Raw genomic sequence first — 26,586 nt, forward strand, 5'->3', positions numbered from 1 at the left:
CCTATCACTCTGTCCAGGACACGAGGCCAAGGGGATCACATGGCAGAGCAGGAGATCGCGGTCAAAGACCTGTCCGAGGCGGATGCCCGCGTCGAACTGGAACGTCTGGCCACCCTTCTGGCAGAGGCGAACACGGCCTATCATACCGATGACGCGCCGGAGTTGTCGGATGCCGACTATGACCTGCTGAAGCGCCGCAATGCCGAGATCGAGGCGCGCTTTCCAACCCTGAAACGCGCCGACAGTCCCAGTGACCAGGTTGGCGCACCGGTGGCCGACGGCTTTACCAAGGTCCGCCACGAGGTGCGGATGATGTCGCTGTCGAATGCGTTCGAAGATGCGGACATCACCAGCTTTGACCAGAGCATCCGGCGCTATCTGGGCCTGTCGGACACCGACCCGCTGGCCTACACGGCAGAACCCAAGATCGACGGGCTGTCGCTTTCCCTGCGCTATGAGCAGGGCAAACTGGTGCAGGCTGCCACGCGGGGCGATGGTGCTATGGGCGAAAACGTCACCGCCAATGCCCGCACCATCAACGACATTCCCGAAACGCTCACCGGTGCGCCCGACATCCTCGAAGTGCGCGGCGAGGTCTACATGAGCCACGCCGATTTCGCGGACCTCAATGCACGGCAGCAAAGCAGGGGTGCAAAAACCTTCGCCAATCCGCGCAACGCTGCCGCCGGATCGCTGCGGCAACTGGATGCCAACATCACGAAGGACCGCCCGCTGCGGTTCTTTGCGTACTCATGGGGTGCGCTCAGTGCACCGCTCGCGGACACACAGACCGGCGCGATAGCGCGCCTTCAAGAACTGGGCTTCCAGACCAACCCGCTGACGCAACGCTGCGACGGCCCGGACGACATGATCGCGCATTACAAAAACATCGAAGGGCAGCGCGCGACATTGGGCTACGACATCGACGGCGTCGTCTACAAGGTCGACGACCTTGGCTACCAGTCGCGTCTCGGTTTCCGCTCCACCACACCCCGCTGGGCCATTGCGCATAAATTCCCCGCCGAACTGGCCTGGACCCGGCTTGAATCCATCGACATTCAGGTCGGCCGCACCGGCGCGCTCAGCCCCGTGGCGCGGTTGACGCCGGTCACAGTGGGCGGTGTCGTGGTGTCGAACGCCACGCTCCACAACGAGGATTACATCGCAGGGCGCGACGCCAATGGCGTGCCGATCCGGGGGGGCAAGGACATTCGCGTCGGTGACTGGGTGCAGGTCTACCGCGCGGGCGACGTGATCCCGAAAGTGGCGGATGTGGACCTCGACAAACGCCCCGACGATGCGCAGCCCTATGAGTTTTCAAAACTGTGCCCCGAATGTGGGTCCGAGGCGATCCGCGAGGAGGGCGACGCGGTCCGGCGCTGCTCTGGCGGCCTGATCTGCCCGGCGCAGGCGGTGGAAAAGCTCAAGCATTTTGTCTCGCGCGCCGCCTTCGACATCGAAGGTCTGGGCGCGAAACAGGTGGAACAATTCTACACCGACGGCTGGATCACTGAACCCGCCGACATTTTCACCCTGCGCGACCGCTATGGCAGCGGCCTCCAGCAGCTCAAGAACCGCGAAGGCTGGGGCGAGAAATCGGCACAGAACCTGTTCGATGCCATCGACGAAAAACGCGCCATCCCCTTGGGAAGGCTGATCTTTTCGCTGGGCATCCGCCATGTGGGCGAGGTGGTCGCGAACCTGCTCGCGCGCTCCTACGGCACTTGGGTCGCGTTCCAAGACGCCATCGACGCCGCGCAGGACACCGACGGCGACGCATGGGCAGGGCTGATCGGCATCGACGGCATCGGCACGGTTGTCGCCAAATCATTGGTGAACAGTTTCGCGCAGGAGGCCGAACGCGCGTCGATCAACCGGCTGGTGGCGCATCTGGAGGTGCAGGAGGCCGAACGCCCCCGCACCGAAGGCAGCCCGGTCGCGGGCAAGACGGTCGTGTTCACCGGCACGCTCGAACGCATGTCCCGCGCCGAGGCCAAGGCGCGGGCGGAATCGCTGGGGGCCAAGGTGTCGGGGTCGGTGTCGGCCAAGACCGACCTGCTGGTCGCCGGGCCGGGGGCCGGATCGAAAGAGACCAAGGCGCGCGATCTGGGGGTGCAGATCATCGACGAAGACGGCTGGTTCGACCTGATCGAGGGCGCATGAGCGGCAGGCCGGAAATCCTGTTTCCGCTTTTCGGCGATCTGGCCGGTCTCAAGGGAGTTGGCCCGAAAACCGCCGAAACCTTGGGCCAGATGGGCATCGAGGCGCCGCGTGACCTGCTTTACACGCTGCCGCATTCCGTTGTCGACCGCCGCTTGCGCGACACGGTGCAGGGGGCGGACCTGCCCGCAACGCTCACCGTCGAGGTGCAGATCGGCCAACACCGCCCGCCACGCACCAAGGGCGGCGCCTACCGCGTTCAGGTTGAGGATGCGCAGATTGCCTTCCAGATCGTGTTCTTCCACGCGCGCGGCGATTATGTGTCGCGCATCCTGCCGTTCGGCGCGCGCCGCATCGTGTCGGGCAAGGTCGAGTTCTTCGACGGAATGGCCCAGATGGTGCATCCGGATCACGTGCTGATGCCCGACGAGGCGGATACGCTGCCCGAGTTCGAGCCGGTCTATCCCCTGACTGCGGGCGTCACGCAAAAGACCATGGTCAAGGCCGCGACCGATGCTTTGACCCGTGCACCTGATCTGGCGGAATGGGTCGATCCCCGCCTGATGGAGCGCGATGGCTGGCCCAGCTGGCACGAGGCGATGCATGCCGCACATGCGCCGCAAGGCACCGGTGCGCTGTCGCTCGACAGCCCGGCGCGGCGGCGTCTGGCCTATGACGAGTTGATGGCGCACCAGTTGACGCTGGCGCTCGCACGGGCGCAGAAGCGGGCGAAACCGGGGATCGAAACCTCGGGCAACGGCCAATTGCGCCACAAGGTGCTGACCGCGTTGCCGTATCGCCCCACCGGCGCGCAGATGCGGGCTGTGGACGAGATCACCGATGACATGGCCAGCCCGCACCGGATGAACCGTCTGCTGCAAGGTGATGTCGGCTCGGGTAAAACGCTCGTGGCCTTCATGGCGCTGCTCACGGCGGTCGAGGCGGGCGGGCAGGGCGTCATGATGGCGCCCACGGAAATCCTTGCGCGGCAGCATCTCGAAGGGTTGCAACCGCTGGCCGAGGATGCGGGCGTCGCGCTGGAACTGCTCACGGGGCGCGACAAGGGGGCCGATCGCGCGGCCAAGCTGGCGGCGCTTCAACGCGGTGATATCCGGATTCTCGTGGGCACCCATGCGGTGTTTCAGAAGGACGTCGAATTTTCCGACCTGCGGCTGGCGATCATCGATGAACAGCACCGGTTCGGCGTGCGCCAGCGGCTCGAACTGGGGCGCAAGGGCATGGCCGTGGACGTGTTGGTGATGACGGCAACGCCGATCCCGCGCTCGCTTGCGCTGGCGCAATACGGTGACATGGACGTGTCGATCCTGGACGAAAAACCGCCCGGTCGGACGCCGGTGAAAACGGCCCTTCTGTCCAACGAACAGATGGACGGCGTGGTGGATCGTTTACGCCAAGCAGTGGCCGAGGGGCGGCAGGCCTATTGGGTCTGTCCGCTGGTGGACGAAAGCGAGCTGTCCGACCTGACGGCGGCGGAAGAGCGGTTCAAGCGTCTGCGCGCCATCTTGGGTGAAGGCGTTGTGGGGCTGGTGCATGGCCAGATGCCACCCGCCGAGAAAGACGCGGCCATGGCGCGCTTCGAGTCTGGCCAGACCGGCGTGTTGGTGGCGACCACGGTGATCGAGGTGGGGGTCAACGTGCCCAACGCGTCGATCATGGTGGTCGAACGGGCGGAAACCTTCGGGCTGGCGCAGTTGCACCAGTTGCGGGGTCGAGTCGGGCGCGGGGCTGCGGCCTCGACCTGTCTGCTGCTCTACCAGCCGCCCCTGTCAGAGACCGGGATGAAACGCCTGACGACGCTGCGCGAGACCGAGGACGGGTTTCGCATTTCCGAGGTCGATCTCGAGATGCGCGGGGCAGGCGATGTTCTGGGCACCGCACAGTCCGGCTTGCCGCGCTTTCGAATTGCCGATCTGGAGCGGCAGGCCGGTTTGATGGCGACGGCGCAGGACGATGCGCGCAAACTCCTGCTGGACGATCCAACGCTGACATCGGACCGGGGAAAGGCGGCGCGGGCGCTGTTGTACCTGATGAAGCAGGATCAGGCGATTCAGCTGATTTCGGTGGGCTGACCCCTTTTGTTCTCAAATGTTCTCAAAAAGTTCTTTACAGAGCGATCTGGTTATGAGAACAAAAGAGCAACAAGGAGGACATTACCATGATGCAACGGATCAAAACCTCTCTTCATGCGGCCAAAGCCCAGACCAATACAGCGCTTCTCGAAGACGCGCTGGGGGCTGTGTCGCTGGTTGTCATGCTGGTTGCGGCGCTGCATCTTCCGGTGCTTGTCTGACTTTGTTTTCTGCCTGCGTGTTTCGCCTGAACGCTCATCCGCATCCTGTCCCAAAAGATGCACCTGTCCCAGAAGGTAGCCTGCCTTCCGAGCGATGATGGCCCCAAAGAACACGTCACTTCACCGCCGCCTTCTTTCGAAGCGCGGCGGTTTTTTTATCATCTGGTAAAATTTTGCGATCGGGTGGGCGGTATCAGGCGGTCGGCATCACGCAGATTGGGTCTGGGCAAGCTGTGTGACAGCATCCGATGCCGCCTCGAGTGTCAGCAGGATCGATGCGTGGCGGTTCTTGAACGCGACCGCAGGGCGCAAGACCTCAAGCCCGTCAAACGGTGCCGCCGGTGTGGGGCCATCTTCCTTCAGCATGGTGCGCAATTCGTCCCTGGCATGGGTGATCTGGTCTTGCGTACAGCCAAGGATCGCACTGCCCACAACAGACGCCGCCGCCTGACCCAGCGCGCAGGCTTTGACGTCCTGCCCGAAGGCCGCGACCTTGCCATTCTCGAGTGTCAAATCCACCGTCACAGTCGATCCGCAGAGCGGCGAGCGTTTCTTGACCGTGGCCCCGGGCGCGTCGAGCCGTGCGTGATACGGTATGTCCGCCGCCAGTTCGAGGATGCGGCCGGAATAGAGCTTGATCAGGTCGGTGTCGCCGGACATGGCTTTCCCTTTTGCGGTTCACCTCATAAATAGGCGGCGATGCGACAGATGCAAAAAGGTTTTTCTCCATGCGCTTTGATCCTGCGACTTTGGTCTATAACGAGGCAGGCCTGATCCCGGCGATTGCACAGGATGCGGCGTCCGGCGAAGTGCTGATGATGGCCTGGATGAACGCCGACGCGGTGGCCCGCACGCTTGAGACGGGGCGCGTGACCTATTGGTCACGGTCGCGTCAGGACTTCTGGATCAAGGGTGAAAGCTCGGGCCATGTGCAGGAACTGGTTGCGATGCGGGTCGATTGTGACCGCGATTGCCTGTTGGTGAGCGTGAACCAGACCGGACCTGCCTGTCACACCAACCGGCGGTCCTGTTTCTACACCGAAGTGCAGGACGGCGCGGAAGTGGAGATCATGGCGCCTGTGGAGGCGTAGATTTTGCATATTTGGAAAAAGAAGAAGCAGGGGGGCATTGCCTAGAGCCCGACCATCATCCTGATGTCTTGGGGGGTTGCCCCTTCGTCGCGGTAGAGCGCGATGGCACGGGCGTCGTCGCGTTTTGCAAGGCGTTTGCCGTCCTCGTCGCGGATCAGCCGGTGGTGGTGGTAGGTCGGTATGGGCAGGTCCAGCAGCGCTTGCAGAAGCACATGGATCGGTGTGGCGGTGGCAAGGTCCTCGCCCCGGATCACATGGGTGATGGCCTGTGCCGCGTCATCGACGACGACGCTGAGGTGATAGGCGGCGGTCTTGGTGTCGCGGCGGGCAAGGACGATGTCGCCGACCTCCTCGACCAGATGGGCGCGCGTTAACCTTAACGCAGGGTGACGGCCGGTCTCGGTATATTGCGGCAGGTCGGTCAGGTGATCGACAGCGCGGGCCATGTCGAGGCGCACGGCGTCTGTGTTCGTGCGATCTTCCCATGGTCGGTGGCGACAGGTGCCGGGATAGATCAGCCCGTCCGGGCAAAGCAGCGGCGCGCCTTCCTGCGGGGCAGACGCGGCGCGGCGGATGTCGCCACGGGTGCAGGAGCACGGGTAGAGCAGCCCCATTTCGCCAAGGCGCGTGAGGGCGGCCTCATAGGCTTTGGTGTTGTCGGATTGCCGCAACACGGGGGTTTCCCATGTCAGGCCGAGCCAGGCCAGATCGTCATGGACCTGTGCCTCGAACGCCGACGTGCAGCGCGCGGTATCGGTGTCTTCGATCCTGAGCAGGAACCGCCCGCCTGCTGCCCGTGCCGTGTCATGCGCCAGCAGCGCGGAATAGGCGTGGCCCAGGTGCAACGGCCCTGTCGGGCTGGGTGCGAATCGCGTGACGAAGCCCACTATTCCGCTGCGGATTGGATGGGCTCCTGTGCGGCGAGCCAGTCGGACCATGCGTCCTTGGCGCGGTCGGTATAGGCCTTGTAGCGGTCCTTGCGGCCCCGCCTGCCGCCCTTGAGCCCGTCGACGGGGCGGAACAGGCCGAAATTGACGTTCATCGGCTGGAAGGTCTTGGCCTCGGCTCCGCCCGTGATGTGATAGATCAGCGCGCCATGGGCGCTGTCCTGCGGCACGGTGGGCAGCGACGCGCCGGTCATTTCGGCTGCGGCCATGCGCCCGGAAAGAAGGCCCATCGCAGAGGATTCGACATAGCCTTCGACACCGGTGACCTGACCGGCAAAGCGGATATTGGGTTTCGAGCGCAGGCGCATCTGGTCATCGAGCAGCGTCGGGCTGTTGAGGAAGGTGTTGCGGTGGATGCCGCCAAGGCGGGCAAAGCTGGCATTCTCCAGTCCGGGAATCGTCCGGAATACATCGGCTTGTGCGCCGTACTTCATCTTGGTCTGGAAGCCGACGATGTTGTAGAGAGTGCCAAGCGCGTTGTCACGGCGCAGCTGGACCACCGCCCAGGGTTTGACATCGGGTGCGTGCGGATTGGTCAGGCCCACGGGCTTCATCGGGCCGTGGCGCAGGGTTTCGCGGCCGCGTTCGGACATCACCTCAATGGGCAGGCAGCCGTCGAAGTAACCCGCGGTCTCGCCCTCGTGGAATTCGGTCTTGTCGGCGGCCAGCAGCGCGTCGATGAACGCGTCATACTGGGCCTTGTCCATCGGGCAGTTGATATAGGCGCGCTGTTCTTCCTCGGTCTCGCCCTTGTCGTAGCGCGATTGCAGCCACGCCTTGGACATGTCGATGCTGTCGAAATAGACGATGGGCGCGATGGCGTCGAAAAAGGCGAGCCTGTCGGTCCCGGTTTCCCTCTGGATCGCCTGACCAAGGGCCGCGCTGGTCAGCGGACCGGTGGCGAAGATCCAGTACCCGTCATCCGGCAATTCCGTGACTTCCTCGTGGCTTACACGGACATTTGGATGTGCATGCAGCCGGGCGGTGATCGCCGCGCTGAAGGCGTCACGGTCGACAGCCAGAGCGCCACCTGCGGGCAGGCGGTGCTGGTGCGCGGTGGTGATGATCAGTCCGCCCGCTTCGCGCATTTCCCAATGCAGCAGCCCTACGGCGTTCTGTTCATGATCGTCCGAGCGGAACGAGTTGGAGCACACCATCTCGCCCAGATCGCCGGTCTTGTGCGCGAAGGTTTCGACCTTGGGGCGCATCTCGTGGATCACCACGGAAATGCCCCGGTTTGCGGCCTGCCAAGCGGCCTCGGATCCGGCCATGCCGCCGCCGACGATATGAAGTTCCTGTGTCATGGGAGGCATGTAATCCGTCGCACGGCGTTTGTCACGTCACTGATCCGCCGGAAGCAGGCCAAGTCCGCGCAGGTAGATGCCGATGCCGGTTTCCAAAAGCTGTTCCGGCGGAAAAGGCGATGCGGTGCCGGGGGAGTTGCGGGCAAAAAGCTCCACCACACCATGGCTCATTGCCCAGATATGGGCCGAGAACATCGAGGCAGGCGGGCGTTTTTCAGGCGGAATATGTTGCGACAGGTCCTCTGCGGCGCGTTCCAGCACGGCGCGGGCGCGGGCAGAGACAGCGGCCAGATCGGGCGTGCGGTTCACCGAGATGCCGCTTTCGAACATTGCGATGTAGTGGCCGGGATATTTGCGTGCAAAGGCCAGGTAAGCGCGGCCCGTTGCCTCGAACGCGGCGAGCGCCGAGGGTTGGCCGCTGTCATAGGCGTATTGCATCACGTCGGCGAACACCTCGTAACCCTGAAGTGCCGCTTCGGCGATCAGGTCTTCGCGGCCTTCGAAATGGCGGTACACGGCGGCAGGTGTGACACCCGCCTGTTTCGCGGCCTCGGACAGGGTGAACCCTGTCGGGCCCTTTTCGGTGATCAACTCGAGCGCTGCATCGACAAGGGCCTGCCGCAGATTGCCGTGATGGTAGCCCCGTTTAGGCATCCCAGATGTCCGGACCGCCGCACACCTTGGGATCGACCTGTCCCAAGCCCTTGGTATCCTTGCGGGAATAGTCGAGCTGCGTCAGGACGCTGCGGATGGCGTTGATCCGGGCGCGGCGCTTGTCGTCGGAGCGCACGATGGTCCAGGGGGCGTGATCGCTGTGGGTCTTGGTCAGGGTTTCCTGAATGGCATCGCTGTAGGTCTCCCATTTCTTGAGGCCCTCAACGTCGATCCAGCTGAGTTTCCATTGCTTTAGCGGGTCTTTTTCACGGTCCAGAAAGCGGCGCAGCTGTTCGGCGCGCCCCACATTGAGCCAGATCTTGAAGAGGTGGATGCCATCATCGACCAACATTCTTTCAAAATCAGGAGTTTGGCGGAAGAAGTGCATGCGCTGATCGGGGGTGCAAAACCCGAAAACATGCTCGACCACGCCGCGATTGTACCAGCTTCGGTCATAGAACGCGATTTCGCCAGCGGCGGGCAAGTGATCGATATAGCGCTGGAAATACCATTGCGTCGCTTCGACGTCCGACGGTTTGGGAAGTGCGACGACGCGCGCTCCTCGGGGATTAAGATTTTCCCGGAAGCGTTTGATCGTGCCACCTTTTCCGGCAGCGTCGCGACCTTCGAACACGATGGCGATGCGCGCGCCAGTTTCGCGCGCCCATGTCTTCATCTTGACCAGTTCGATCTGCAGTGCTGCCAGTTCCTTGTCATAGGCCTTGCCGGGCATGCGTTCGGAATAAGGGAAATCCGGGTTGATGATGTCGTCCTTGTCCGCGCGCTTGATCGCGTTGCGAATGTCTTCGGGTGCATCGTTTTCGAAAAAGGCGCTGATCGCACCATCAAAGGGAAGGTCCATACCGGGCCCTTTCTGTCATCTGTTGATCTGAATATGGGATGTTAATGCGATTAACGCAAACCCGCACGTTGTGCCGCGCGGTCGATGGCATCGATGACTTCGGGTTCGGCGGCGTGGTGCGGCATGTGGCCGATGCCTTCGAGAACGGTCAGGTTGGCACCCTTGATCTGCTTGGACAGGGGGATCGAGTGGATCGACAGGCCCACGGTGGTGTCGGCATCGCCATGCACGATCTCCGTCGGCACGTCGATGACGCCGTAGCGGGTGTGCAGTCGCTTGATCTCGTCCAGAAGGTTCGCGCGCTGTTTGGCGTTGGCGCGCAGGGTCTGGCGGCGCAGGGTCAGGGGCGCCCCGATATGGGCAGCGTAGCCTTCGGGTTCCTCCTGCGGTGCAAAGACGCCTTCGATGGCCGCGTCGACAACGGGGGTCGGAACGAAGGCCGTGAGCATGGGCACAACCGTGGCAGCGCCCAACTCGCTGGCGGTGACCTTGTAGAAGAGGTCGAGATCGCTGCTCCAGGGGTTTGAGGCGGCGGCGAGCAGGATCAACGCCGACAGGCTGTCGGGGCGTTCCACCGCCCAGGCCAGTGCAACGGCACCACCGTAGCTTTGACCCAGAACCATCGGTTTTTGCAGGCCAAGTTGCTCAGACGCGTCCGCGAGCAGGATCGCCTGTTCGATCAGTGTCGTGCCTTCGGGATTGACCCGCTCCGTATAGCCGAGCCCGGGGCGATCGAATGCGGTGACGCGGTAGCGGTTGGCCAGCTTGTCGACCAGCGAGAAGGTGAAATCGCGAAGGTTGCCGCTGGCACCGTGGATCAGGACAATGTCCGGCCCCGTGCCCTTGGTGACGTAATGCACCTGCGTGCCGTTGACGGTAAGGAAGTCCCCCTCGGGCGGGAACCGCTGTTCGGCAAGGTCTTCGCGGTAGGAGGCCGTGCAGGCCGTCGTCAGCACCAGTGCGGCCGCGCATCCCAGCAGCACACCCAATCCCTTTAGCGACAAAACGGCCTCCTAACTGTTGCGCAGATCCGTGCTTGATGCGCCGATCTGCTCTATATCGAACGGAGTTGTCAGGTAGATCTCTGACACCCAGTTGCCATAGAGAAGATGTGCATGACTGCGCCAACGGTTCTGCGGTGGCTGGCCGGGATCGTTGTCGGGGTAGTAATTGGCGGGCACGTTGATCGGTGTGCCTGCCTCGACATCGCGGTCATATTCGTCTTTCAGCGTGTTGCTGTCATACTCGAAATGGTTGAACACGTAGAGCGCGCGGTGGGCGGGATCCTCGACAATGCAGGGACCGGTCTCGGTGCTGTCGATCAGGATCGGCAGGCCTGCCTGTTCAACATCCTCGCGGCGAATCTCTGTCCAGCGGCTGACCGGGATCACCATGTCGTCGGAAAATCCGCGCAGATAGGGCGAGGCTGGTGCGAGGTTGCGGTGCCGGATACAGCCGAACGCCTTATGCGGCAGCGCGATCTTGGGCACGCCGTGGAAGTGGTTGATCATCGCCATCCCGCCCCAGCACACGCCGAAGGTGGAATGCACATGGGTCTGGGTCCAGTTCATCACTTGGATGAGCTCATCCCAGTAAGTCACCTCCTGAAAGGGCAAATGTTCAATCGGCGCGCCGGTGATGATGAGCCCGTCGAATTTCTCTCCGCTCTGGGCCACCTCGGCGAAGGGGCGGTAGAAGCTTTCCATGTGTTCGGCGGCGGTGTTCTTGGTCTGATGCTCGGTCATGCGGATCAGGTTGAATTCGATCTGCAGGGGTGTGGCGCCGATGAGCCGGGCAAACTGGTTCTCTGTCTGGATCTTCTTGGGCATCAGGTTGAGCAGCGCGATGCGCAGCGGGCGGATGTCCTGCTGGCTGGCCAGTTCGTCGGGGATGACCATGACGCCTTCGCGCTTGAGCACGTCATAGGCGGGCAGGTTGTTGGGCAGTTTGATCGGCATGTCTTACGGTCTTTTCTGCTCTAGCGCGGTTGCGATCAGCGCGTCGAAATTCTGCGGCGTGGCGTCGGCCATCAGGTCATGGGCGTCGATGGTGACGCCCCATTGATCCGCCATCATCTGGTAGCGGGGCTGGCGGTGCGCAAGCGCCTGCGCATAGGTCCAGCGGATGAAGGTGTCAGGATCAACATCGTCCGTCTTCACGTTGTTTTCGCTCAGATATTGGGTCCAGACACGGGTCAGGAACTCGGGCTGGTAGGCCATCGGCTTGGGAGCCTTGTCGAAGCGGCGGATCAGGTCCTGGGTGTGGGCGGCATCTCCCTTGATCCACACCAGAAGCGCATGTTTCGAAAGCTCGGTCATGATCGGATCATGCGGATCCGCGGGATCGACCCATTCGCAGATCGACCCGCCAGTGTCACAGATAAAATGCGGATAGCCATAGAGGTCGATGGCGCGGTCGATGAAGTAGCCGGTGTCAAGCAGCGCCGCCATCTCGGCGCGGCGGAACTGGTCCTGTCGTTTGCGGTACTCGTCGATGGGCATGCCGCCGCGCGCCGGATCGCCCGGTTTGCCAAGATAGGCCGAGACGGGGGCAAGATTGTCGAAGGTGAGGTTCGATCCGATATAGATCGAATCCGACATCAGCAGATCGCGCAGGAACGGCACTTTCATCGCCTCGCGCTTGGCGTTGTCTGCGATGTATTCCCCCATGTAGCGGGTGCCGATGCGGTAATCGATGGAATAGTGAAACCAGTCGCCGGTGTCGCGCAGCAGGGTCGAGAGATGGGTCTTGCCGAGGCCGGACATCGCAAAGAGCACAACCCGCTTGTGCGGCGCGTCCAGCCAGTCCCGTGCAGAGGTGTAGATCATTTGCGCTGTTCCATGTCACAAAACCCGTCGCTTGGAAGTAACGGTGCCGTGCGGGGGCGTCAAACGGTTGTGGATGGGCAACGGCAAACCCCGCCGAAGGTGATCCGGCGGGGTACGTGTGTGAAAGGGGTCGATCAGAAATCGACGGTCAGGGACAGGCCGACGCCAAGTGCCGTGTTGTCGTCGAACTTGACACCCGATGCGTCTTCGGCTTCGCCGATCCACGCGTATTCGAGCCCGCCGCGCAGGGTCATGTTGTCCATCTTGTACTGGCCGCCGACACCAAGGCTGACAAAGCCGTCGCGCGGGGCAAGGCGGGACACGACATCGCCGTTCTGGGCCTCGTAGGAGACCTGCACAAAGCCCGACAGGTCTTCGGTGAACGCACGGCCAACGCCGAGTTTCCATGTGGTGCGGTCGTTTTCAAAGCTGGTGACGTTGCCGCCTGTCACACCTTCGTATTCCGGGGTGCGGACCTCCCATTTCGACCATTCGACCCATTTGACCTGACCGAACAGCAGCGTGCCCTGAGCGATACCGGTCTGGAAATCCAGCGCCACGGCTTGCGGCATGGTCACCTTGGTGTCGCCGCCCGTCGCGTCGATGCCAAGACCCGCGAGGGTTTCGCCCGTGCTGAACGTATGGGTGATCTCGCTTTGCCACGAGAGCGCGACGCGCAGCGCGATATCGGGAATTTCGTAGGCCACGCCAAGGATCGCGCCCCAGTCACCGACGCGGCGACCGCTTGCGTTGTATTCCATCGAGGTGCCGAAATCCTGAGCCGCAGCACCCAATGTCTGCGCGCGGGCGCCAAGCGCCTGTGCCTGCGCCCCGAGAGCCTGTGCCTGTGCGCCCAGTTCCTGAGCCGTGGCAAGATCACCTGCTGCACCTGCCGCCTGTGCCTGCGCGCCAAGCGCCTGTGCCTCGGCACCCAGTGCCTGCGCCTGTGCGCCGATGCCTTGGGCGTTGCGGCCCACCGCGCTGCGCACCAGAAGGTCGGGGATGGTGATATCCGCCTGGCTTTCGACATAGCGCGCGCCGCCAAAGACCGACACGCGGTCGCCGACGCGGTACTTGCCGACCAGCGCGATCTGGTCGCTGTCCCAATCGGCGGTGAGACCTGCATAGATGCCTTGGGTGTATTCTGCACCAGCGCCGTACGGGTTGTTCACATACATCCCGAAGGTCAGTTTTTCGGTAAAGTCGTTTTTGTAGGCGATGCTGTAGTTGTTGTAATCTGTCAGCATGTTGCCGGTGCTGCTTTCACCGCCGCCGGCAGCGGTGAGTTCCGGAGTATAGGTGCCGGAAAGTTCGGGCATCACGTGCGAAAAGCTGAGCTGAAGCTGATCGTTCTGAGTGAACAGAAATCCGTAATCATTGTTGGAGCGCTCGATGCCCCCTGCCTGTGCCGTGCCTGTTGCAACGGCAAGCGCCATTGCGCTTGTCATCAATCGTGTCATGTGTCCCTCTTCCCTTGGATAAGTCTGGTGCTCCTCTGCAAATGGCGTACCCATCTGACGACGGACTGGTCAATTTTGACCATACGTCAGCATAGGGCTTGTGCCGTAGCGTCACATTCCCGTTACTTACGGGTGGATGACCAGATATTGAAGTAATTCGCACCAAAGATCAGGACCGCTCCGAGCAGGACAAACGGATCCAGCGCTTCGGCGTAGATCAGCATTCCGACGATGGCGATGACCGGCAATCGGGCAAAGTCGATGGGCATCACGATGGTCGCAGGCGCCAGCGACAGCGCTGTGGTCAGGCAGAAATGCGCCACCAGACCGGCCACGGCGATCACCACCACCCACGGCACGTTCGCCGCTGTTGGCAGCGCGATGTCGCCGTCGAACCCGGCAAAGGCGATGCCCATGAGGGCCTGCATGACCGTCAGGTAGAAGAGGATGCAGGTGATCGTTTCGGTCCGGGTCAGCTTGCGGGTGAACACCGCCGATCCGGCAAAGCCTATTGCGGCCAGCGCCGCGGTCACCAGTCCGATGTGAAAGGTCTCGGGGCTCGGGCGGGTGACGATCAGGATGCCGACAAAGCCGATCACCGCCGCGATCACCTGCGTCTTGGTCAGCCGTTCGCCCAGCACGAACGGCGCCAGCAGCATCACCCAGAGCGGCGATGTGAATTCCAGCGCAAAGACCTGCGCCAGCGGGATCACCGTGATCGAATAGAACCACAGGTTCTGGCCCGCAAAGTGGCTGATATTGCGGATGAAATGCAGCCCCAGCTTTTGCGCGCGCACCTGCTGCAACGTCCCTGCGGCGGTTGCGATGCTGATCACGATCACGACGCCGATCAGGCTGCGATACATCATGATCTCGAACGTATCGAGATCGAGGCTGACCGCACGGCCCGCGATCGCCATGGACGTGAAGGACACGATGGCCCCGATCATCCAGAGGCAGGCGCGGATTGTCGGTGACAGGGGGACCAAGGCACCCCCGGTGTTTGGCTGTTGGGACATGTTGCCTAGTCCCGCGGCAAGTGGCAGCAGCCGGACAGGAACCGCCGCTCCCCAAGCGCGATGCGTTGCAACGTGACGGTCCAGCCATAGGACCGGTCGCTCATTCCGTCATTGCAGGACGCACCCGAGAGTGTTGCTTCGATCACCGTGTCGTCTTCGGTGGCCAGCATGACAAGGGCAGGGCTGCCCAACCGTCCTTCGGCAACCATGATGGTCTCGTACGCGAAATCCGTGTCGCCATCGGTGGGGTGCGAATAGCGCGCGTCCTCGCCGTAAAGGCCCAAGGCCCAGAACGGTTCGGTGCCGCCGCAGGTCAGGCCTTGTGGGATCGTGGAGATGCCCAACGTGGCGACCTCGTCGCGGGTCAGAAAGCGCGTCGCGACCCAGCCGTCACGTTCGTTGAGCGCGATGCGCGCCCAATTGCCGGTAGAGTCGAACTCGAACACCTCGACCTGCCGCGCATCATGCGCCAGATCGCCGATATCGGCGCTGCTGGCCGACGGCTCGGCGCGCACGTTCAGCGTGTCATTCGCGGCCACATCGATCACGCGGTGATAGCTGGGCTCGGCCATCGCCAGACCGGGAAGGGCCAGCGACAGGGCCAGAAGGCTTGCCCGCATCACTCCCATTCGATCGTGCCCGGCGGTTTGGAGGTGATGTCATAGGTCACGCGGTTGATGCCCTTGACCTCGTTGATGATGCGGGTTGCCGTCTCGCCAAGGAACTCATGGCTGAACGGGTAATAATCCGCCGTCATGCCATCGACCGAGGTGACCGCGCGCAAGGCACAGGCGAAATCATAGGTGCGCCCGTCGCCCATCACACCCACGGTGCGGACCGGGAGGATCGCGACAAAGGCCTGCCAGATCTCGTCATAAAGGCCGTGCTTGCGAATCTGGTCGATATAGACCGCGTCCGCCTTGCGCAGGATCTCCAGCTTTTCGCGGGTGATCTCGCCGGGGCAACGGATCGCAAGGCCGGGGCCGGGGAACGGATGACGCCCAATAAAGCTGTCGGGCAGGCCCAGTTCTCGGCCCAGTGCGCGCACCTCGTCCTTGAACAATTCGCGCAGCGGTTCGACCAGCTTGAGGCCCATCTTTTCCGGCAGACCGCCCACGTTGTGGTGGCTCTTGATCGTCACCGAAGGACCGCCGCTGAAGGACACGGATTCGATCACGTCAGGATAGAGCGTGCCTTGCGCGAGGAATTCCGCGCCTTCGATCTGGTTGGCGTATTTCTGGAACACGTCGATGAACAGGCGGCCAATGATCTTTCTCTTGGTTTCCGGGTCACTTACTCCGTCAAGCTCACCCAGAAACAGTTCCTGTTCCTGCGCATGGATCACCGAAAGGTTCATGTGGTCGCGGAACATCGCGACGACCTCGTCCGCCTCGTTCATCCGCAGCAGACCGTGGTCGACGAAAACGCAGGTCAGCTGATCGCCAATCGCCTCGTGCAACAGCGCTGCCGCGACCGAAGAGTCGACGCCGCCTGACAGGGCGCAGATGACCTTTTTGTCGCCCACCTGATCGTTGATCTTGCGGATCGCTTCCTCGCGGTAGGCGTCCATGGTCCAGTCGCCGGTAAAGCCTGCCAGTTTCACGAAATTCTGATACAGCGTCTTGCCGTTCGGGGTGTGGTGCACCTCGGGGTGGAACTGCACCGCGTAGAAATGGCGCGACCGGTCCGCGGTGATCGCGAAAGGCGCGCCGGGGGATGTGCCCAGAACTTCGAAACCCGGAGCGATTTCAGACACATGGTCGCCGTGGCTCATCCAGACCTGTTCGCGGCCCGACCCGTCCATGAACCAGCCCTGCAACACCTCGTCACGGGTCTCCGACGGCTTGACCCAGGCGCGGCCAAATTCGGCCGTGGCGTGTTCGCCCGCTTCGACCTTGCCGCCCAGATCGTGCATCATCACCTGCTGGCCGTAGCAGATGCCAAGGATCGGCACGCCCATCGCGTAAGCCTTTTGCGGCGGACGGGGTGAGCCGTCGCGCATCACGCTGTCCGGACCACCGGAAAAGATGATCGCCTTGGGGGCGAAATCCGTCAGAAAGTCATCCGTCACGTTCTGGAACGGATGAATTTCGCAATAGACATTCAGTTCGCGCAGGCGGCGCGCAATCAGCTGCGTGACCTGGCTGCCGAAGTCGATGATGAGAAGTCGGTCATGTTCTGGTGTGCTCATGGCTCCTGATAGGCAGAGCCATGGAAAATGGCAATATTCCCGATGCCGCCTGGGTCAATTCCGGCAAGGGGGCTGTCACTCCGCGCGAAACGCCATGTGCACGATCCGCGCACCGACGATCCAGACAAGGAAACACAGGACGATCGACAGCCCGAATGGAATGACCTGACCGGCAAAGCCCAGCAGGATGATTCCCAACCCGGCACACAGAACCGCCAGCATGGCTGCGGTTTTCTTGGGGGCAAAACGCATGGCGGCACTCCTCGGCAACTACCAGTGTCAAACTGTCCGGACTCTCGCTTGGTTCCCGCGCCGTGCCGTCGCGCGGTGCGGTGTCAAATGTCGCTTTCGCCACGCACAGGACGTTTACCGTCGTTGGAGGCTTCCTGTCTCATACTATGAGGTGTCCACCGGACGCTGGACCGGGCCCAATTGAATCCGCACGGAGTTGAATCATGGCAGAGGCAGAGACACGCAAACGGTCACGTGGCGGCGGCGGTGCGGCGCGACGCGCAGAACGCACGGCGGTTTCAGTCGAAACAGCAAAGTACATCCAGCGCAACATCCCGAATTTCGAGATCCTGAACGAAGAAGCGCTCGAGATCATCGAGGCGAATGCGGATACGGTGCTGGCCGAGATCGGCGTGAACTTCGTCAACAACCCTGCTGCGCTGGATCTCTGGCGCGACGCCGGGGCCGAAGTGATTGGCGAACGCGTGCGAATCCCCCGCGGATTGGCCCGCAAGCTGTGCAGCACCGCGCCCTCGACCTTCACGCAGCATGCCCGCAACCCGGACCGCGCTGTGGAGATCGGCGGGCGGAACCTCGTTCTGGCCCCGGTCTACGGCCCGCCCTTCGTGCATGACGCCAAAGGCGGCCGTCGCTATGCGACCATGGCCGATTTCGAGAAATTCGTGAAGCTGGGCTACATGTCCAAGTGGCTGCACCACTCGGGCGGCACCGTGTGCGAGCCGACAGACATTCCGGTGAACAAGCGTCACCTCGACATGCTGATGGCGCATATGATACTTTCGGACAAACCGTTCATGGGGTCGGTGACCGAGCCCAGCCGCGCACAGGACAGCGTGGACATGTGCGAGATCCTTTTCGGTCGGGAATTCGTTCAGAACAACGCCGTGATGACCTCGCTCATCAACATCAACTCGCCGATGACCTTTGACGACGTGATGATGGGCGCTCTGGAAGTCTACGCGAAGAACAACCAGGCCTGCATCATCAGCCCGTTCATCGTCGGCGGCGCGATGGCACCGGTCTCGGTCATGGGCACGCTCACACAGGTTCTGGCCGAGGTCATGGCCGGCATCGCCTACAGCCAGCTGGTGCGCCCCGGCGCGCCGGTGATCTTCGGTGCCTTCGTGACCTCGATCGACATGAACTCCGGCGCACCGACGTTTGGCACCCCCGAGGCCAGCCAGATCACCTACGGTGCCGGTCAGCTGGCCCGCCGCATGGGTCTGCCGTTCCGGTCCGCAGGCAGCTTTACGGGATCGAAACTGCCCGATGCGCAAGCCGCCTATGAAACCGCCAACAGCCTGAACATGGGTCTTCTGTCGGGTGTGAACTTCATGCTGCATGCGTGCGGCTGGCTCGAAGGCGGTCTGGTGTCTTCCTTCGAGAAATTCGTCATGGATGCCGACCAGCTTGGTGCACTGCACAAGATGGCGCAGGGCATTGCCACAGACGAAGAGGCGCAGGCGATGGGCGCGATTGCCGAGGTGGGGCCGGGTGGGCATTACCTTGGGTGCGAACACACGCAGGCGAATTTCAAATCCGCCTTCTGGCGGTCCGAGATCTTCGACTTCAAACCATACGAGACATGGTCCGAAGAGGGTGCGCGCGACACCATGGCGCTGGCGACCGAACGGGTGCAGCGGATGATCGACACCTATCAGCAGCCGCATCTCGATCCGGGCATTCACGACGCCCTGACCGAATACGTGGCCAAGAAGAAAGCGTCGATGCCCGACGCCTTCATGTGATCGCGGCGGGCCCGGCGATCTGCGTCTGAGCGCGCAGAAGCTGGGATTCGCCCATGATCGCGATCAGAAGATCGACATGCACGGCGATGCTGTACCCGGCATCGCCGTTTTCACGTCTGTCGTTCATCTCGGCCTCCAGCGCCATCAACCGCATCAGCGTCGGTCCAAGCCGCAGCGTGACACCGTATCCCAGAAGCCGCGGAAGCCTGGCCTCGCGCCGGTAGGTTTGCGCTCCGATCCGGGCCGCACGGATCAACAGGCGCGGGCGGCGCAGGGCAGCGATTTGGGTCAGCAGATCTTGCATGGTCTGGTCCTTTTCCTGGCTGGCGAAGTGCGTTCTCGTGGCAGGACCATGACACAACCCAAAGATGTGTTGCGTCGCAGGTTGAGTTGCGAACGGTGCCGCTCCAATTTGTTTACCATTTGGAAACAAAAGCTTGAAAACCGGCAAACGTTAACAAATCAGAAACAAATACACTTATAGGTTGATTGCTGTTTGTGGATAAATCTGTGGATTTCTTCACGGGACCGTCTGAATTTGGGGGATTTCAATGACTGACCTGCAACATGTCAAAAGCCATCCTGGACTGACCGCATTGTGGCCCGAAGAGGCGCGCCGCTATCTTGCACACACCGCTGACGGGCGGCCGCTGCGCGAGATCGCACGCGAAGCCGGGTGCCACCCGTCGACCATCCTGCGGCAGGTGCGCAAGCTCGAAACCTTGCGGGACGACCCGTTGGTCGACCGCGTTCTGGGCGGGTGTCCCGCCGATCCGGAGAACCCCGCGGCCAGATCTGCGGGGATGGATGCCGTGACCGAGGCGATGCGCCTTCTGTGCCAGTCTCGGGCGATGATGCTCTACCGCGACGGGGTCCGACAGGCGGCGATCGTCAAGACGCTGGGCGAAGGCGACACGATTGTGCTGGGGGCGGTCGATCTGGATGTCGCGGCAGCCCTTGTCCTGCGCAACTGGATCGCACCCGAGGGTGGCACCGCGCTGAAGCGCTACCGGATCACCGATGAGGGGCGCGGCATCCTGCCAAGGCTGGTCGCGGCCCGCGACGCCCGCGCGGCCCGTCCGCAGGACGAGGGCCAGAGCCTCTTTCCCATGTCCGAACCGGATCGCCGCTCGCGCGACCGGTCCCTGTCAAACGGTCCCGGTTTCGAAAGCCCGCTTTCGGTTCTGGCCCGGCGGCGTGGTCCGGACGGCAAGCCGTTCCTGCCTGCCGATTTCGTTGCCGCGGGCGACCGGCTGCACGAGGATTTCGCCATCGCGGGCTTTGCCAAATCCGATCTTCTGGGATGGGACCGGCCCGAGGCTCTGCAGCATCTGTATGCGCGGACCGAACAGATCACCGATATCCGGCGCTGCGAAGCGGTGGACCGCACGCTCGACGCGGTGCGGGATCTGGGTCCGGGGCTGAGCGAGGTCGTGCTGCGGTGCTGCTGCCTGCGCGAAGGGCTAGAGGCCACGGAAAAGCGGCTGGGCTGGTCTGCGCGGTCAGGCAAGGTGGTGCTGCGCATCGCGCTTCAACGGCTGAGCCTGTTTTACGCCAGAACCCGTGCGCGCGACCGCGTTCTGATCGGGTAGGGACGATCCACCGCAGGGCAGGGTGACGCGGCGGGGTGTGGCCGGAATGCCGCTCTGGGTTGGATAAGGTGCAGGAGGTACTCGTTACATTTGGGAATTTGAAAGCTGCATTGCAGCTATGCAACACTGGTACTACCTCCTGCTGCCTTCTATGTTAAACGGAGCGAAACCTGAAAGAGCGGGGAAAAACCGTTGCGCGACCTCAAGATCCCAGAACAGCGTCATCCCGAAAAGGCGCATCGCCCGGACAACGCCCAGCCGAAGAAACCCAGCTGGATAAGGGTCAAGGCGCCGGGGGGCGAAGGCTATAACGAGACCCGCCGCATCATCCGCGAACACAAGCTGGTCACCGTCTGCGAAGAGGCGGGCTGCCCCAATGCCGGTGAATGCTGGAGCCAGGGTCACGCGACCATGATGATCATGGGCGACATCTGCACGCGCGGCTGTACCTTCTGCAACATCGCCACCGGACGGCCCAGCACGCTGGATGCGTTCGAGCCGGGCCGCGTGGCGGATGCCGTGCAGAAACTCGGGCTGAACCACGTTGTCATCACCTCTGTGGATCGCGACGATCTGGACGATGGCGGGGCCGAGCATTTCGCCCAGACGATCCGCGCCGTGCGGCACCGCTCGCCCGAGACCACCATCGAGATCCTGACACCCGATTTCCTGAAATGCGCGCCCGATGCGCTTGAGGCCGTGGTCGCGGCACGCCCCGACGTGTTCAACCACAACCTCGAAACCGTGCCGGGGCTTTATCCCGAAGTGCGCCCCGGTGCGCGGTACTTCCATTCGCTGCGCCTCTTGCAGCGAGTCAAGGAAATCGACCCGTCGATCTTTACCAAATCGGGCATCATGGTGGGCTTGGGCGAAAACCGGCAATCCGTGATGCAGGTCATGGACGACATGCGCGCGGCGGATGTGGATTTCCTGACCATCGGACAATATTTGCAGCCGACCCCGAAGCACCATGCGGTTGACCGCTTTGTCACGCCCGAGGAATTCGCGGGCTACGAAAAAGCGGCATATGGCAAGGGCTTCCTGATGGTGTCGGCCACGCCGCTCACCCGGTCGTCCTATCATGCGGGGGATGATTTCGCCCGTCTGCGCGCCAATCGCGAGGCGAAGCTGGCCAAGGTCTGAGGCGGCGATTGCCGCCTCGCGCTTTGGTCAGGGCAGCGCCTTGAGATAGGCAGCCACGGCGGCCCGGTCGGTTTCGGGCAGCTTGGCGAAATTCTCGACCACCGCGACCATGTGGCCGCCGACGCTGTCGAATTCAGGAGTAAAGCCGGTCTCGAGGTAATAGGCGATCTCGATAGGCCCCCAGCTCAGATCATCCGGCCTGAGCGACGGGATGGTGCCTTGCCCGGTCGGGTTCGGTGCGCCGCCCAGCCAGTCGTCGCGGTCCAGGCCACCCAGCGCATCGCGGGGTGTATGACATTCGCCGCAATGGGCCAGCGCCTCGACCAGATACCGCCCGCGTTCGATCTCGGGCGTGTCAGCCGAGGCCAGCACCCAGTCCTCTGTGACGTAAAGCTGTTTCCACACGCCGACCGACCGGCGGATGTTGAACGGAAATCCGATTTCGTGCGGCTGGCTTGGCGTCGCATCTAAGGGCAAGGTCTGCCAATAGGCCCAAAGATCGACCACGTCCTGATCGGTCATGTTCACATAGGATGAATAGGGAAAGGCCGGGTAATAGTGCTGCCCCTCGGGCGACACGCCTTTCTTGACCGCGCTCGCAAATCCTTCAAGCGTCCAGTCGCCGATCCCCGCTTCGGGATGCATCGAGATGTTGGGCGCAATGAAGGTGCCGAAATCGGATGCGAATTTCTGACCGCCTGCAAGGATCAGTTTGGCATCGTCTTCGGCGTCAGGGGCGTAATGGCACGACGCACAGCCCGCCGCGATGAACACCGTTTCACCCTTCGCCGCATCGCCCTCGCGCCCGGCAAGGGATGTTGTATCGATGGGCGTGGCCCGGGTGACTGCCGATCCGGCCGCCGCTCCGGCAGCAAGGACGACAACACCAAGAATCAGACCACGCCGCATCGTTCAGCCTAGTTCGCCGGAGCGCGGTGATTGTCGTGGCACGCCGAGCAGGCGTTACCGACCTGGCCCATCACCGGGCCGAGACCTTCAACGCCGCCCGCGGCTGCCGCTTGAAGGGCCAACGCCGCGGTGCCGAAATCGCCCCATTTGGCAAGAAAGTCGTCGTTCTGTTCCCAGATCGACGGCTGCGCGCGTGTGCCCTCGATCGCCATGTCGTCGGAACCGGCGGGCCACATCGGCGCTTGCTGGATCATCGAAACCGCGACCAGCGTATCGGCTGCGGCCTGCGCTTCCTCGGCGTTGTACTCGGTCTTGCCCTGCGCCATGCCGCCCAGAATGCCGAGGTTGATCGCCATGATGCGGAACTGACCCTGACGGGCCTTCAATTGTGCGGTGAAATCGTCTTGGGCATATGCCGCTGTTCCGCAACCAAGGGCTGCAAAGGCGATTGCGAACGTGAGATGCTTTTTCATGAATGTGAACTCCCTGAGACCTTTATGACTTAAGCGTGAGTATGCAACGCGCGTTTGACAATTTAATTGTTAGATAATGCAAAGAGGGTCCACATCCATGCACAAGCTCAACTGGGACGACCTGCGCTTCGTGCTCGCGGTGGCGGAAACCGGCTCTGTCAACGCGGCGGCAAAGGTGCTTGGCGTCAACCATGCAACGGTTTTGCGCCGCATCGCCTCCTTCGAAGAGACCTGCGGCGGACCGGTGTTCGAACGCGATCGCAGCGGCTACCGGCTGCGCCCCAATCGCGCACCTGTGATCGAAGCGGCGCGTCTTGCGGCCCAACATGTGCAATCCGCAGAGACATTGATGCAGGACCGCGCCGGTCATTCGGGCAAAACCGTGCGGCTGACCTCGACCGACACGTTTTGCCAGACCGTGCTTGCGTGGATCTCGCCCGCCTTGGCGCGGCGGATTCAACCGGACCGGCTGGTGTTCCTGTCATCCAACGCGCATCTCGACATGGCGCGGCTGCGCGCCGACATCGCGTTGCGCCCGACGATCAGCCTGCCGGATGATCTGACAGGCAGACACATTGCCGACATGCGCTTTGCGGTCTATCGGCGCGCATCGGCCACCGAAAGCGCGACATGGCTGGCCCTGACCGGCGCGCTTGAACGCTCCGGCCCGGCGCAATGGATGGCGCGCGAGATCGATCCGCTTCAGATCACTGCCGGTGCAGACAGTTTCTGCGTGCTGACCCAGATGGTGGTCCGGGGCAATTGCAATGCGATTCTGCCTTGTATCCTTGGCGACGCCGCGCCGGACCTCGTGCGGGTGCCCTCCGCCGCGCCGGATTTCGTCGTGCCGGTCTGGGTGGCCTGTCACCGCGATCTGGCGGGCAGCGACCGGTTGCAGGGCGTGATGGGGGCGGTGGAAAAACTGCTGCAGCCGCATCTGGCGGCCCTCGCCGGAGACCTTGTGTCGGAATAGGACAATCCTGCCGTCTCAGCGCACCGCATGCGCCATCCGGACAAGAAGGAACCAGTTCACGCCTCGGGAAACCGCACCTTGCCGATATAGGGCAGGTTGCGGTTGCGTTGCGCGTAATCGATGCCGTAGCCGACCACGAACTCGTCGGGGATCGAGAACCCGATCCAATCCGCCGCCACATCGGTTTCGCGCCGCGACGGTTTGTCCAGCAGCGCAATGGTCCGCAACCGCCCCGGATTGCGCGATTCGAGCAACCCCACCACGTGTTTGAGCGTATGCCCGGTGTCGACGATGTCTTCGACCACCAGCACATCCCGGCCTTCGATCTGGCCGCGCAGGTCCTTGAGAATCCGCACCTCTCGGCTTGATTCCATCGCGTTCCCATAGGAAGACGCCTCAAGGAAATCGACCTCGACCGGCAGGTCCAGTTCGCGCACCAGATCGGCGATGAACACGAAACTGCCGCGCAGCAGGCCAACCACGATCAGCTTGTTGGTGTCGCGGAATTCTTCGGTGATGGCATTCGACAATTCCTCGATCCGGGCGGCAATCGCCTTGGCCGAGATCATTTCATCGATGACATAAGGACGCTCTGACATAGGTTTCCCTTGATTTTTCGCGCGCACAATACGACATCCCCCGCCACTGTCACGGTCAAAACAAAAGAGCAGATGCCCATACATTCAGAAACCCGCACCCTGCCATACACGGCGCAACAGATGTATGATCTGGTGGCGGATGTGGCGAATTACCCCAAGTTCCTGCCCTGGACAGCCGCCGCGCGCATCCGCTCGCGCGAGGATCGGGGCGATCACGAGGAAATGCTGGCCGATCTCGTGATCAGCTTCAAGGTGTTCCGCGAACGGTTTGGCAGCCGGGTGGTGCTGTGGCCGGAACAGATGAAGATCGACACCGAATACCTGGACGGCCCGTTCCGTCACATGCATTCCAACTGGGCTTTCCGCGATGTGGAAGACGGGGTCGAAGTGACGTTCTTCGTGGATTTCGAATTCAAGAACCGCATCCTGCAAGGAGCGGCGGGCATGTTCTTTTACGAGGCCATGCAGCGGATCGTGCGTGCCTTCGAGCGGCGCGCGGCACAGCTTTACACCTGACGGTCTCGCAGCGCGGACACCAACAGGTCCAGCGCTTCATCCCGCGCGGCTGCCCGCACCTCTGCCCGGCCAATCGCACCGAACTCCACGGTTTTGGTCTGGACAGAATCGCGCGTGGCCAGTCCGAAGCAGACACGTCCCTCGGGCTTGAACTCTGACCCGCCCGGCCCGGCGATGCCGCTGATCGACACCGCGACCGTCGCATGTGCCGCCTGCAGGGCACCCACTGCCATCTCGCGCGTGACCTCTTCGGACACCGCGCCATGCACCTCCAGCGTGACGGGCGACACGCCCAGCAGGTCGGTCTTGGCCGCGTTCGAATAGGTGACGAAGCCCCGCTCGAATATCTCTGACGACCCTGCCACATCGGTGATCGCCGCTGCCACCATCCCGCCGGTGCAGCTTTCGGCGGTTGTCACCGTCGCCCCGGACGCGCGCGCCAGCTCCAGCAGGGTTTCCGCGCGCAACCCGCTCACATCAGCACCAGATGAAACAGCGCCGCCAACGCGATGACGCCAAGTGCGGCGAACACGCCCGCGATCACGTCGTCCAGCATCACCCCCAGCGCGTCACCGCGCGCGTCCGCGCGGCCCACGAGCCACGGTTTCCAGATGTCGAACAGCCGGAACAGCACAAAGGCCGCGATCCAGCCAGGGTAAAGCGCCAGCAGGTCCGCCGACATCATCATCGCGCCGTAAGCCACTGGAAACAGGGCAATCCACTGGCCCACAACTTCGTCCACCACGATATGCGAGGGATCGGGGTCGGCCTGTCCGCGCGTCATCTCTCGGGTGGCGATCCAGCCCGACATGAAGACAAAGAAGGTCAGGTTCAACAGCAGCCAGAACCCGCCAAAGGACAGCACCGCATAAGCGACGGGCAGGGCGGCCAATGACCCCCATGTGCCCGGCGCAGGCCGCAGGTAGCCGACGCCGAAGAAGGTAGCGATCAGCCGGTACATCATGACGCCACCAATGCCGCCGTGGCCAGCGCCGCGATGCCCTCGCCGCGCCCGGTAAAGCCCAGCTTTTCCGAGGTGGTCGCCTTGACCGACACGTCCTCGACCGGCAGGTCCATGATATGCGCGAGGGCCGCGCGCATCGCCTCGGCATGCGGCCCGATCTTGGGGTATTCGCAGACCAGGGTGCAGTCGACATTGCTGATGACGAATCCCCGGTCGCGCGCCATCTGCACCGCGTGTCGCAGGAAGATTTCGCTGGCAGCACCCTTCCACTGCGGATCGGAGGGCGGGAAATGGCGTCCGATGTCTCCTGCCGCCAAAGCGCCGTAAAGCGCGTCGGTGATCGCGTGCATGCCGACATCCGCATCGGAATGGCCCACAAGCCCCTGATCATGCGGCACTTTCACGCCACACAGCACGACATGGTCGCCCGGCCCGAACTTGTGAACATCATACCCATTGCCCAGCCGCACTTTCATATGCACATCCCTTGAAGTGATGCGGCTTGTCTAAGGTTTGTCCGGTGGTTGTGCAATCGCTCCGGCGTACCTGCCTAATTATTAGGCAGATGCGTTTTGTTGGTCTGTTTTTCA

Annotated in this window: 28 protein-coding genes and 1 pseudogene; 9 read left to right on the forward strand and 20 right to left on the reverse strand. The window is 62.6% G+C overall.

Annotated features, from left to right (window positions below; translation table 11 throughout):
- Positions 1–39 precede the first annotated feature (39 nt).
- The 3 genes from ligA (at position 40) to IEV82_RS23885 (ending at position 4,471) form a co-directional block, all read left to right on the forward strand.
- The gene (ligA, locus tag IEV82_RS06180; RefSeq protein WP_188481094.1) at positions 40–2,163 is read left to right on the forward strand and encodes an NAD-dependent DNA ligase LigA; all 2,124 of its coding nucleotides are present in this window, start codon (positions 40–42) and stop codon (positions 2,161–2,163) included.
- The gene (gene recG / locus IEV82_RS06185) at positions 2,160–4,250 is read left to right on the forward strand and encodes an ATP-dependent DNA helicase RecG (RefSeq protein ID WP_188481095.1); all 2,091 of its coding nucleotides are present in this window, start codon (positions 2,160–2,162) and stop codon (positions 4,248–4,250) included. The genes ligA and recG overlap by 4 nt, the downstream gene beginning before the upstream one ends.
- Positions 4,251–4,336: 86 nt before the next feature.
- Positions 4,337–4,471, forward strand: a complete 135-nt coding sequence (locus IEV82_RS23885; protein WP_268236108.1) for a hypothetical protein — start codon at positions 4,337–4,339, stop codon at positions 4,469–4,471.
- A 207-nt stretch (positions 4,472–4,678) separates the two neighbouring features.
- Here the strand turns inward: IEV82_RS23885 and IEV82_RS06190 are convergent, their stop codons facing one another.
- Positions 4,679–5,131: an iron-sulfur cluster assembly scaffold protein gene (locus IEV82_RS06190; RefSeq protein WP_188481096.1), complete on the reverse strand. Its 453-nt coding sequence runs from the start codon at positions 5,129–5,131 to the stop codon at positions 4,679–4,681.
- A gap of 68 nt (positions 5,132–5,199) precedes the next feature.
- Between IEV82_RS06190 and hisI the strand changes: the two genes are divergently transcribed.
- Entirely contained in the window at positions 5,200–5,562 is a 363-nt protein-coding gene (gene hisI / locus IEV82_RS06195) for a phosphoribosyl-AMP cyclohydrolase (RefSeq protein WP_188481097.1), read from the forward strand.
- 41 nt (positions 5,563–5,603) lie between these two features.
- Here hisI and gluQRS read toward each other — a convergent pair whose 3' ends face one another.
- From gluQRS to IEV82_RS06255, 12 genes are all read right to left on the reverse strand, one after another.
- The gene (gene gluQRS / locus IEV82_RS06200) at positions 5,604–6,449 is read right to left on the reverse strand and encodes a tRNA glutamyl-Q(34) synthetase GluQRS (protein ID WP_188481420.1); all 846 of its coding nucleotides are present in this window, start codon (positions 6,447–6,449) and stop codon (positions 5,604–5,606) included.
- Positions 6,449–7,813 (reverse strand): methylenetetrahydrofolate--tRNA-(uracil(54)-C(5))-methyltransferase (FADH(2)-oxidizing) TrmFO, encoded by a 1,365-nt coding sequence (gene trmFO / locus IEV82_RS06205; protein ID WP_188481098.1) that lies wholly within the window; start codon positions 7,811–7,813, stop codon positions 6,449–6,451. Before trmFO ends, gluQRS begins: the two co-directional genes overlap by 1 nt.
- A 36-nt stretch (positions 7,814–7,849) precedes the next feature.
- Entirely contained in the window at positions 7,850–8,467 is a 618-nt protein-coding gene (locus tag IEV82_RS06210) for a TetR/AcrR family transcriptional regulator (RefSeq protein ID WP_188481099.1), read from the reverse strand.
- Positions 8,460–9,329, reverse strand: a complete 870-nt coding sequence (gene ppk2 / locus IEV82_RS06215) for a polyphosphate kinase 2 (protein ID WP_188481100.1) — start codon at positions 9,327–9,329, stop codon at positions 8,460–8,462. Before ppk2 ends, IEV82_RS06210 begins: the two co-directional genes overlap by 8 nt.
- Before the next feature lie 50 nt (positions 9,330–9,379).
- Complete coding sequence (locus tag IEV82_RS06220) at positions 9,380–10,333, reverse strand: alpha/beta fold hydrolase (protein ID WP_188481101.1); 954 nt, start codon at positions 10,331–10,333, stop codon at positions 9,380–9,382.
- A 9-nt stretch (positions 10,334–10,342) separates the two neighbouring features.
- Positions 10,343–11,287, reverse strand: coding sequence for a homoserine O-succinyltransferase (locus IEV82_RS06225; protein WP_188481102.1), 945 nt, complete (start codon positions 11,285–11,287; stop codon positions 10,343–10,345).
- A gap of 3 nt (positions 11,288–11,290) precedes the next feature.
- Complete coding sequence (locus tag IEV82_RS06230) at positions 11,291–12,157, reverse strand: ATPase (protein WP_188481103.1); 867 nt, start codon at positions 12,155–12,157, stop codon at positions 11,291–11,293.
- Positions 12,158–12,291: 134 nt separating this feature from the next.
- Positions 12,292–13,617, reverse strand: a complete 1,326-nt coding sequence (locus IEV82_RS06235) for an outer membrane protein transport protein (RefSeq protein ID WP_188481104.1) — start codon at positions 13,615–13,617, stop codon at positions 12,292–12,294.
- Between the two features lie 122 nt (positions 13,618–13,739).
- A complete protein-coding gene (locus tag IEV82_RS06240) occupies positions 13,740–14,636 on the reverse strand; it encodes a DMT family transporter (protein WP_229747697.1) in 897 nt (298 codons plus the stop codon).
- Between the two features lie 5 nt (positions 14,637–14,641).
- A complete protein-coding gene (locus IEV82_RS06245) occupies positions 14,642–15,256 on the reverse strand; it encodes an SH3 domain-containing protein (protein WP_188481105.1) in 615 nt (204 codons plus the stop codon).
- A complete protein-coding gene (guaA, locus tag IEV82_RS06250) occupies positions 15,256–16,827 on the reverse strand; it encodes a glutamine-hydrolyzing GMP synthase (protein WP_188481106.1) in 1,572 nt (523 codons plus the stop codon). Before guaA ends, IEV82_RS06245 begins: the two co-directional genes overlap by 1 nt.
- 75 nt (positions 16,828–16,902) lie before the next feature.
- Positions 16,903–17,079 (reverse strand): hypothetical protein, encoded by a 177-nt coding sequence (locus IEV82_RS06255; RefSeq protein ID WP_188481107.1) that lies wholly within the window; start codon positions 17,077–17,079, stop codon positions 16,903–16,905.
- A 203-nt stretch (positions 17,080–17,282) separates the two neighbouring features.
- Between IEV82_RS06255 and IEV82_RS06260 the strand changes: the two genes are divergently transcribed.
- Positions 17,283–18,827 carry a trimethylamine methyltransferase family protein gene (locus IEV82_RS06260; RefSeq protein ID WP_188481108.1) on the forward strand — a complete coding sequence of 515 codons (1,545 nt, stop codon included), beginning with the start codon at positions 17,283–17,285 and terminating at the stop codon, positions 18,825–18,827.
- On the opposite strand, the gene IEV82_RS06265 is transcribed toward IEV82_RS06260, so the two are convergent.
- Positions 18,820–19,131, reverse strand: a complete 312-nt coding sequence (locus IEV82_RS06265) for a DUF6477 family protein (RefSeq protein ID WP_188481109.1) — start codon at positions 19,129–19,131, stop codon at positions 18,820–18,822. The two genes, IEV82_RS06260 and IEV82_RS06265, sit on opposite strands and share 8 nt — an antisense overlap.
- 247 nt (positions 19,132–19,378) lie before the next feature.
- Here IEV82_RS06265 and IEV82_RS06270 point away from each other — a divergent pair, with 247 nt between their 5' ends.
- Together IEV82_RS06270 and lipA are read left to right on the forward strand one after the other, a co-directional pair.
- On the forward strand, positions 19,379–20,419 hold the full coding sequence (locus IEV82_RS06270) for a DUF6456 domain-containing protein (RefSeq protein ID WP_188481110.1): 1,041 nt from the start codon (positions 19,379–19,381) through the stop codon (positions 20,417–20,419).
- A 192-nt stretch (positions 20,420–20,611) separates the two neighbouring features.
- Entirely contained in the window at positions 20,612–21,562 is a 951-nt protein-coding gene (gene lipA / locus IEV82_RS06275; RefSeq protein ID WP_188481111.1) for a lipoyl synthase, read from the forward strand.
- Between the two features lie 27 nt (positions 21,563–21,589).
- Here lipA and IEV82_RS06280 read toward each other — a convergent pair whose 3' ends face one another.
- Positions 21,590–22,471, reverse strand: coding sequence for a c-type cytochrome (locus IEV82_RS06280; RefSeq protein WP_188481112.1), 882 nt, complete (start codon positions 22,469–22,471; stop codon positions 21,590–21,592).
- An 8-nt stretch (positions 22,472–22,479) separates the two neighbouring features.
- A complete protein-coding gene (locus IEV82_RS06285) occupies positions 22,480–22,944 on the reverse strand; it encodes a c-type cytochrome (protein WP_188481113.1) in 465 nt (154 codons plus the stop codon).
- 97 nt (positions 22,945–23,041) lie between these two features.
- Here IEV82_RS06285 and IEV82_RS06290 point away from each other — a divergent pair, with 97 nt between their 5' ends.
- On the forward strand, positions 23,042–23,917 hold the full coding sequence (locus tag IEV82_RS06290) for a LysR family transcriptional regulator (RefSeq protein WP_188481114.1): 876 nt from the start codon (positions 23,042–23,044) through the stop codon (positions 23,915–23,917).
- Between the two features lie 56 nt (positions 23,918–23,973).
- Here the strand turns inward: IEV82_RS06290 and hpt are convergent, their stop codons facing one another.
- Positions 23,974–24,516, reverse strand: coding sequence for a hypoxanthine phosphoribosyltransferase (gene hpt / locus IEV82_RS06295; RefSeq protein ID WP_188481115.1), 543 nt, complete (start codon positions 24,514–24,516; stop codon positions 23,974–23,976).
- 72 nt (positions 24,517–24,588) lie between these two features.
- On the opposite strand from hpt, the gene IEV82_RS06300 reads away from it, so the two are divergent.
- On the forward strand, positions 24,589–25,032 hold the full coding sequence (locus tag IEV82_RS06300; protein WP_188481116.1) for a type II toxin-antitoxin system RatA family toxin: 444 nt from the start codon (positions 24,589–24,591) through the stop codon (positions 25,030–25,032).
- Here IEV82_RS06300 and IEV82_RS06305 read toward each other — a convergent pair.
- From IEV82_RS06305 to ispF, 3 genes and pseudogenes are all read right to left on the reverse strand, one after another.
- Complete coding sequence (locus tag IEV82_RS06305) at positions 25,023–25,499, reverse strand: CinA family protein (RefSeq protein ID WP_188481422.1); 477 nt, start codon at positions 25,497–25,499, stop codon at positions 25,023–25,025. The two genes, IEV82_RS06300 and IEV82_RS06305, sit on opposite strands and share 10 nt — an antisense overlap.
- A 5-nt stretch (positions 25,500–25,504) precedes the next feature.
- Positions 25,505–25,993, reverse strand: coding sequence for a phosphatidylglycerophosphatase A family protein (locus IEV82_RS06310; RefSeq protein WP_188481423.1), 489 nt, complete (start codon positions 25,991–25,993; stop codon positions 25,505–25,507).
- Positions 25,993–26,472, reverse strand: a pseudogene (gene ispF / locus IEV82_RS06315) (2-C-methyl-D-erythritol 2,4-cyclodiphosphate synthase); the annotation flags it as partial. The pseudogene ispF and the gene IEV82_RS06310, both read right to left, overlap by 1 nt.
- Positions 26,473–26,586 lie beyond the last annotated feature (114 nt).

Source organism: Marivita lacus (genome assembly GCF_014637725.1).
Classification (GTDB): domain Bacteria; phylum Pseudomonadota; class Alphaproteobacteria; order Rhodobacterales; family Rhodobacteraceae; genus Marivita; species Marivita lacus.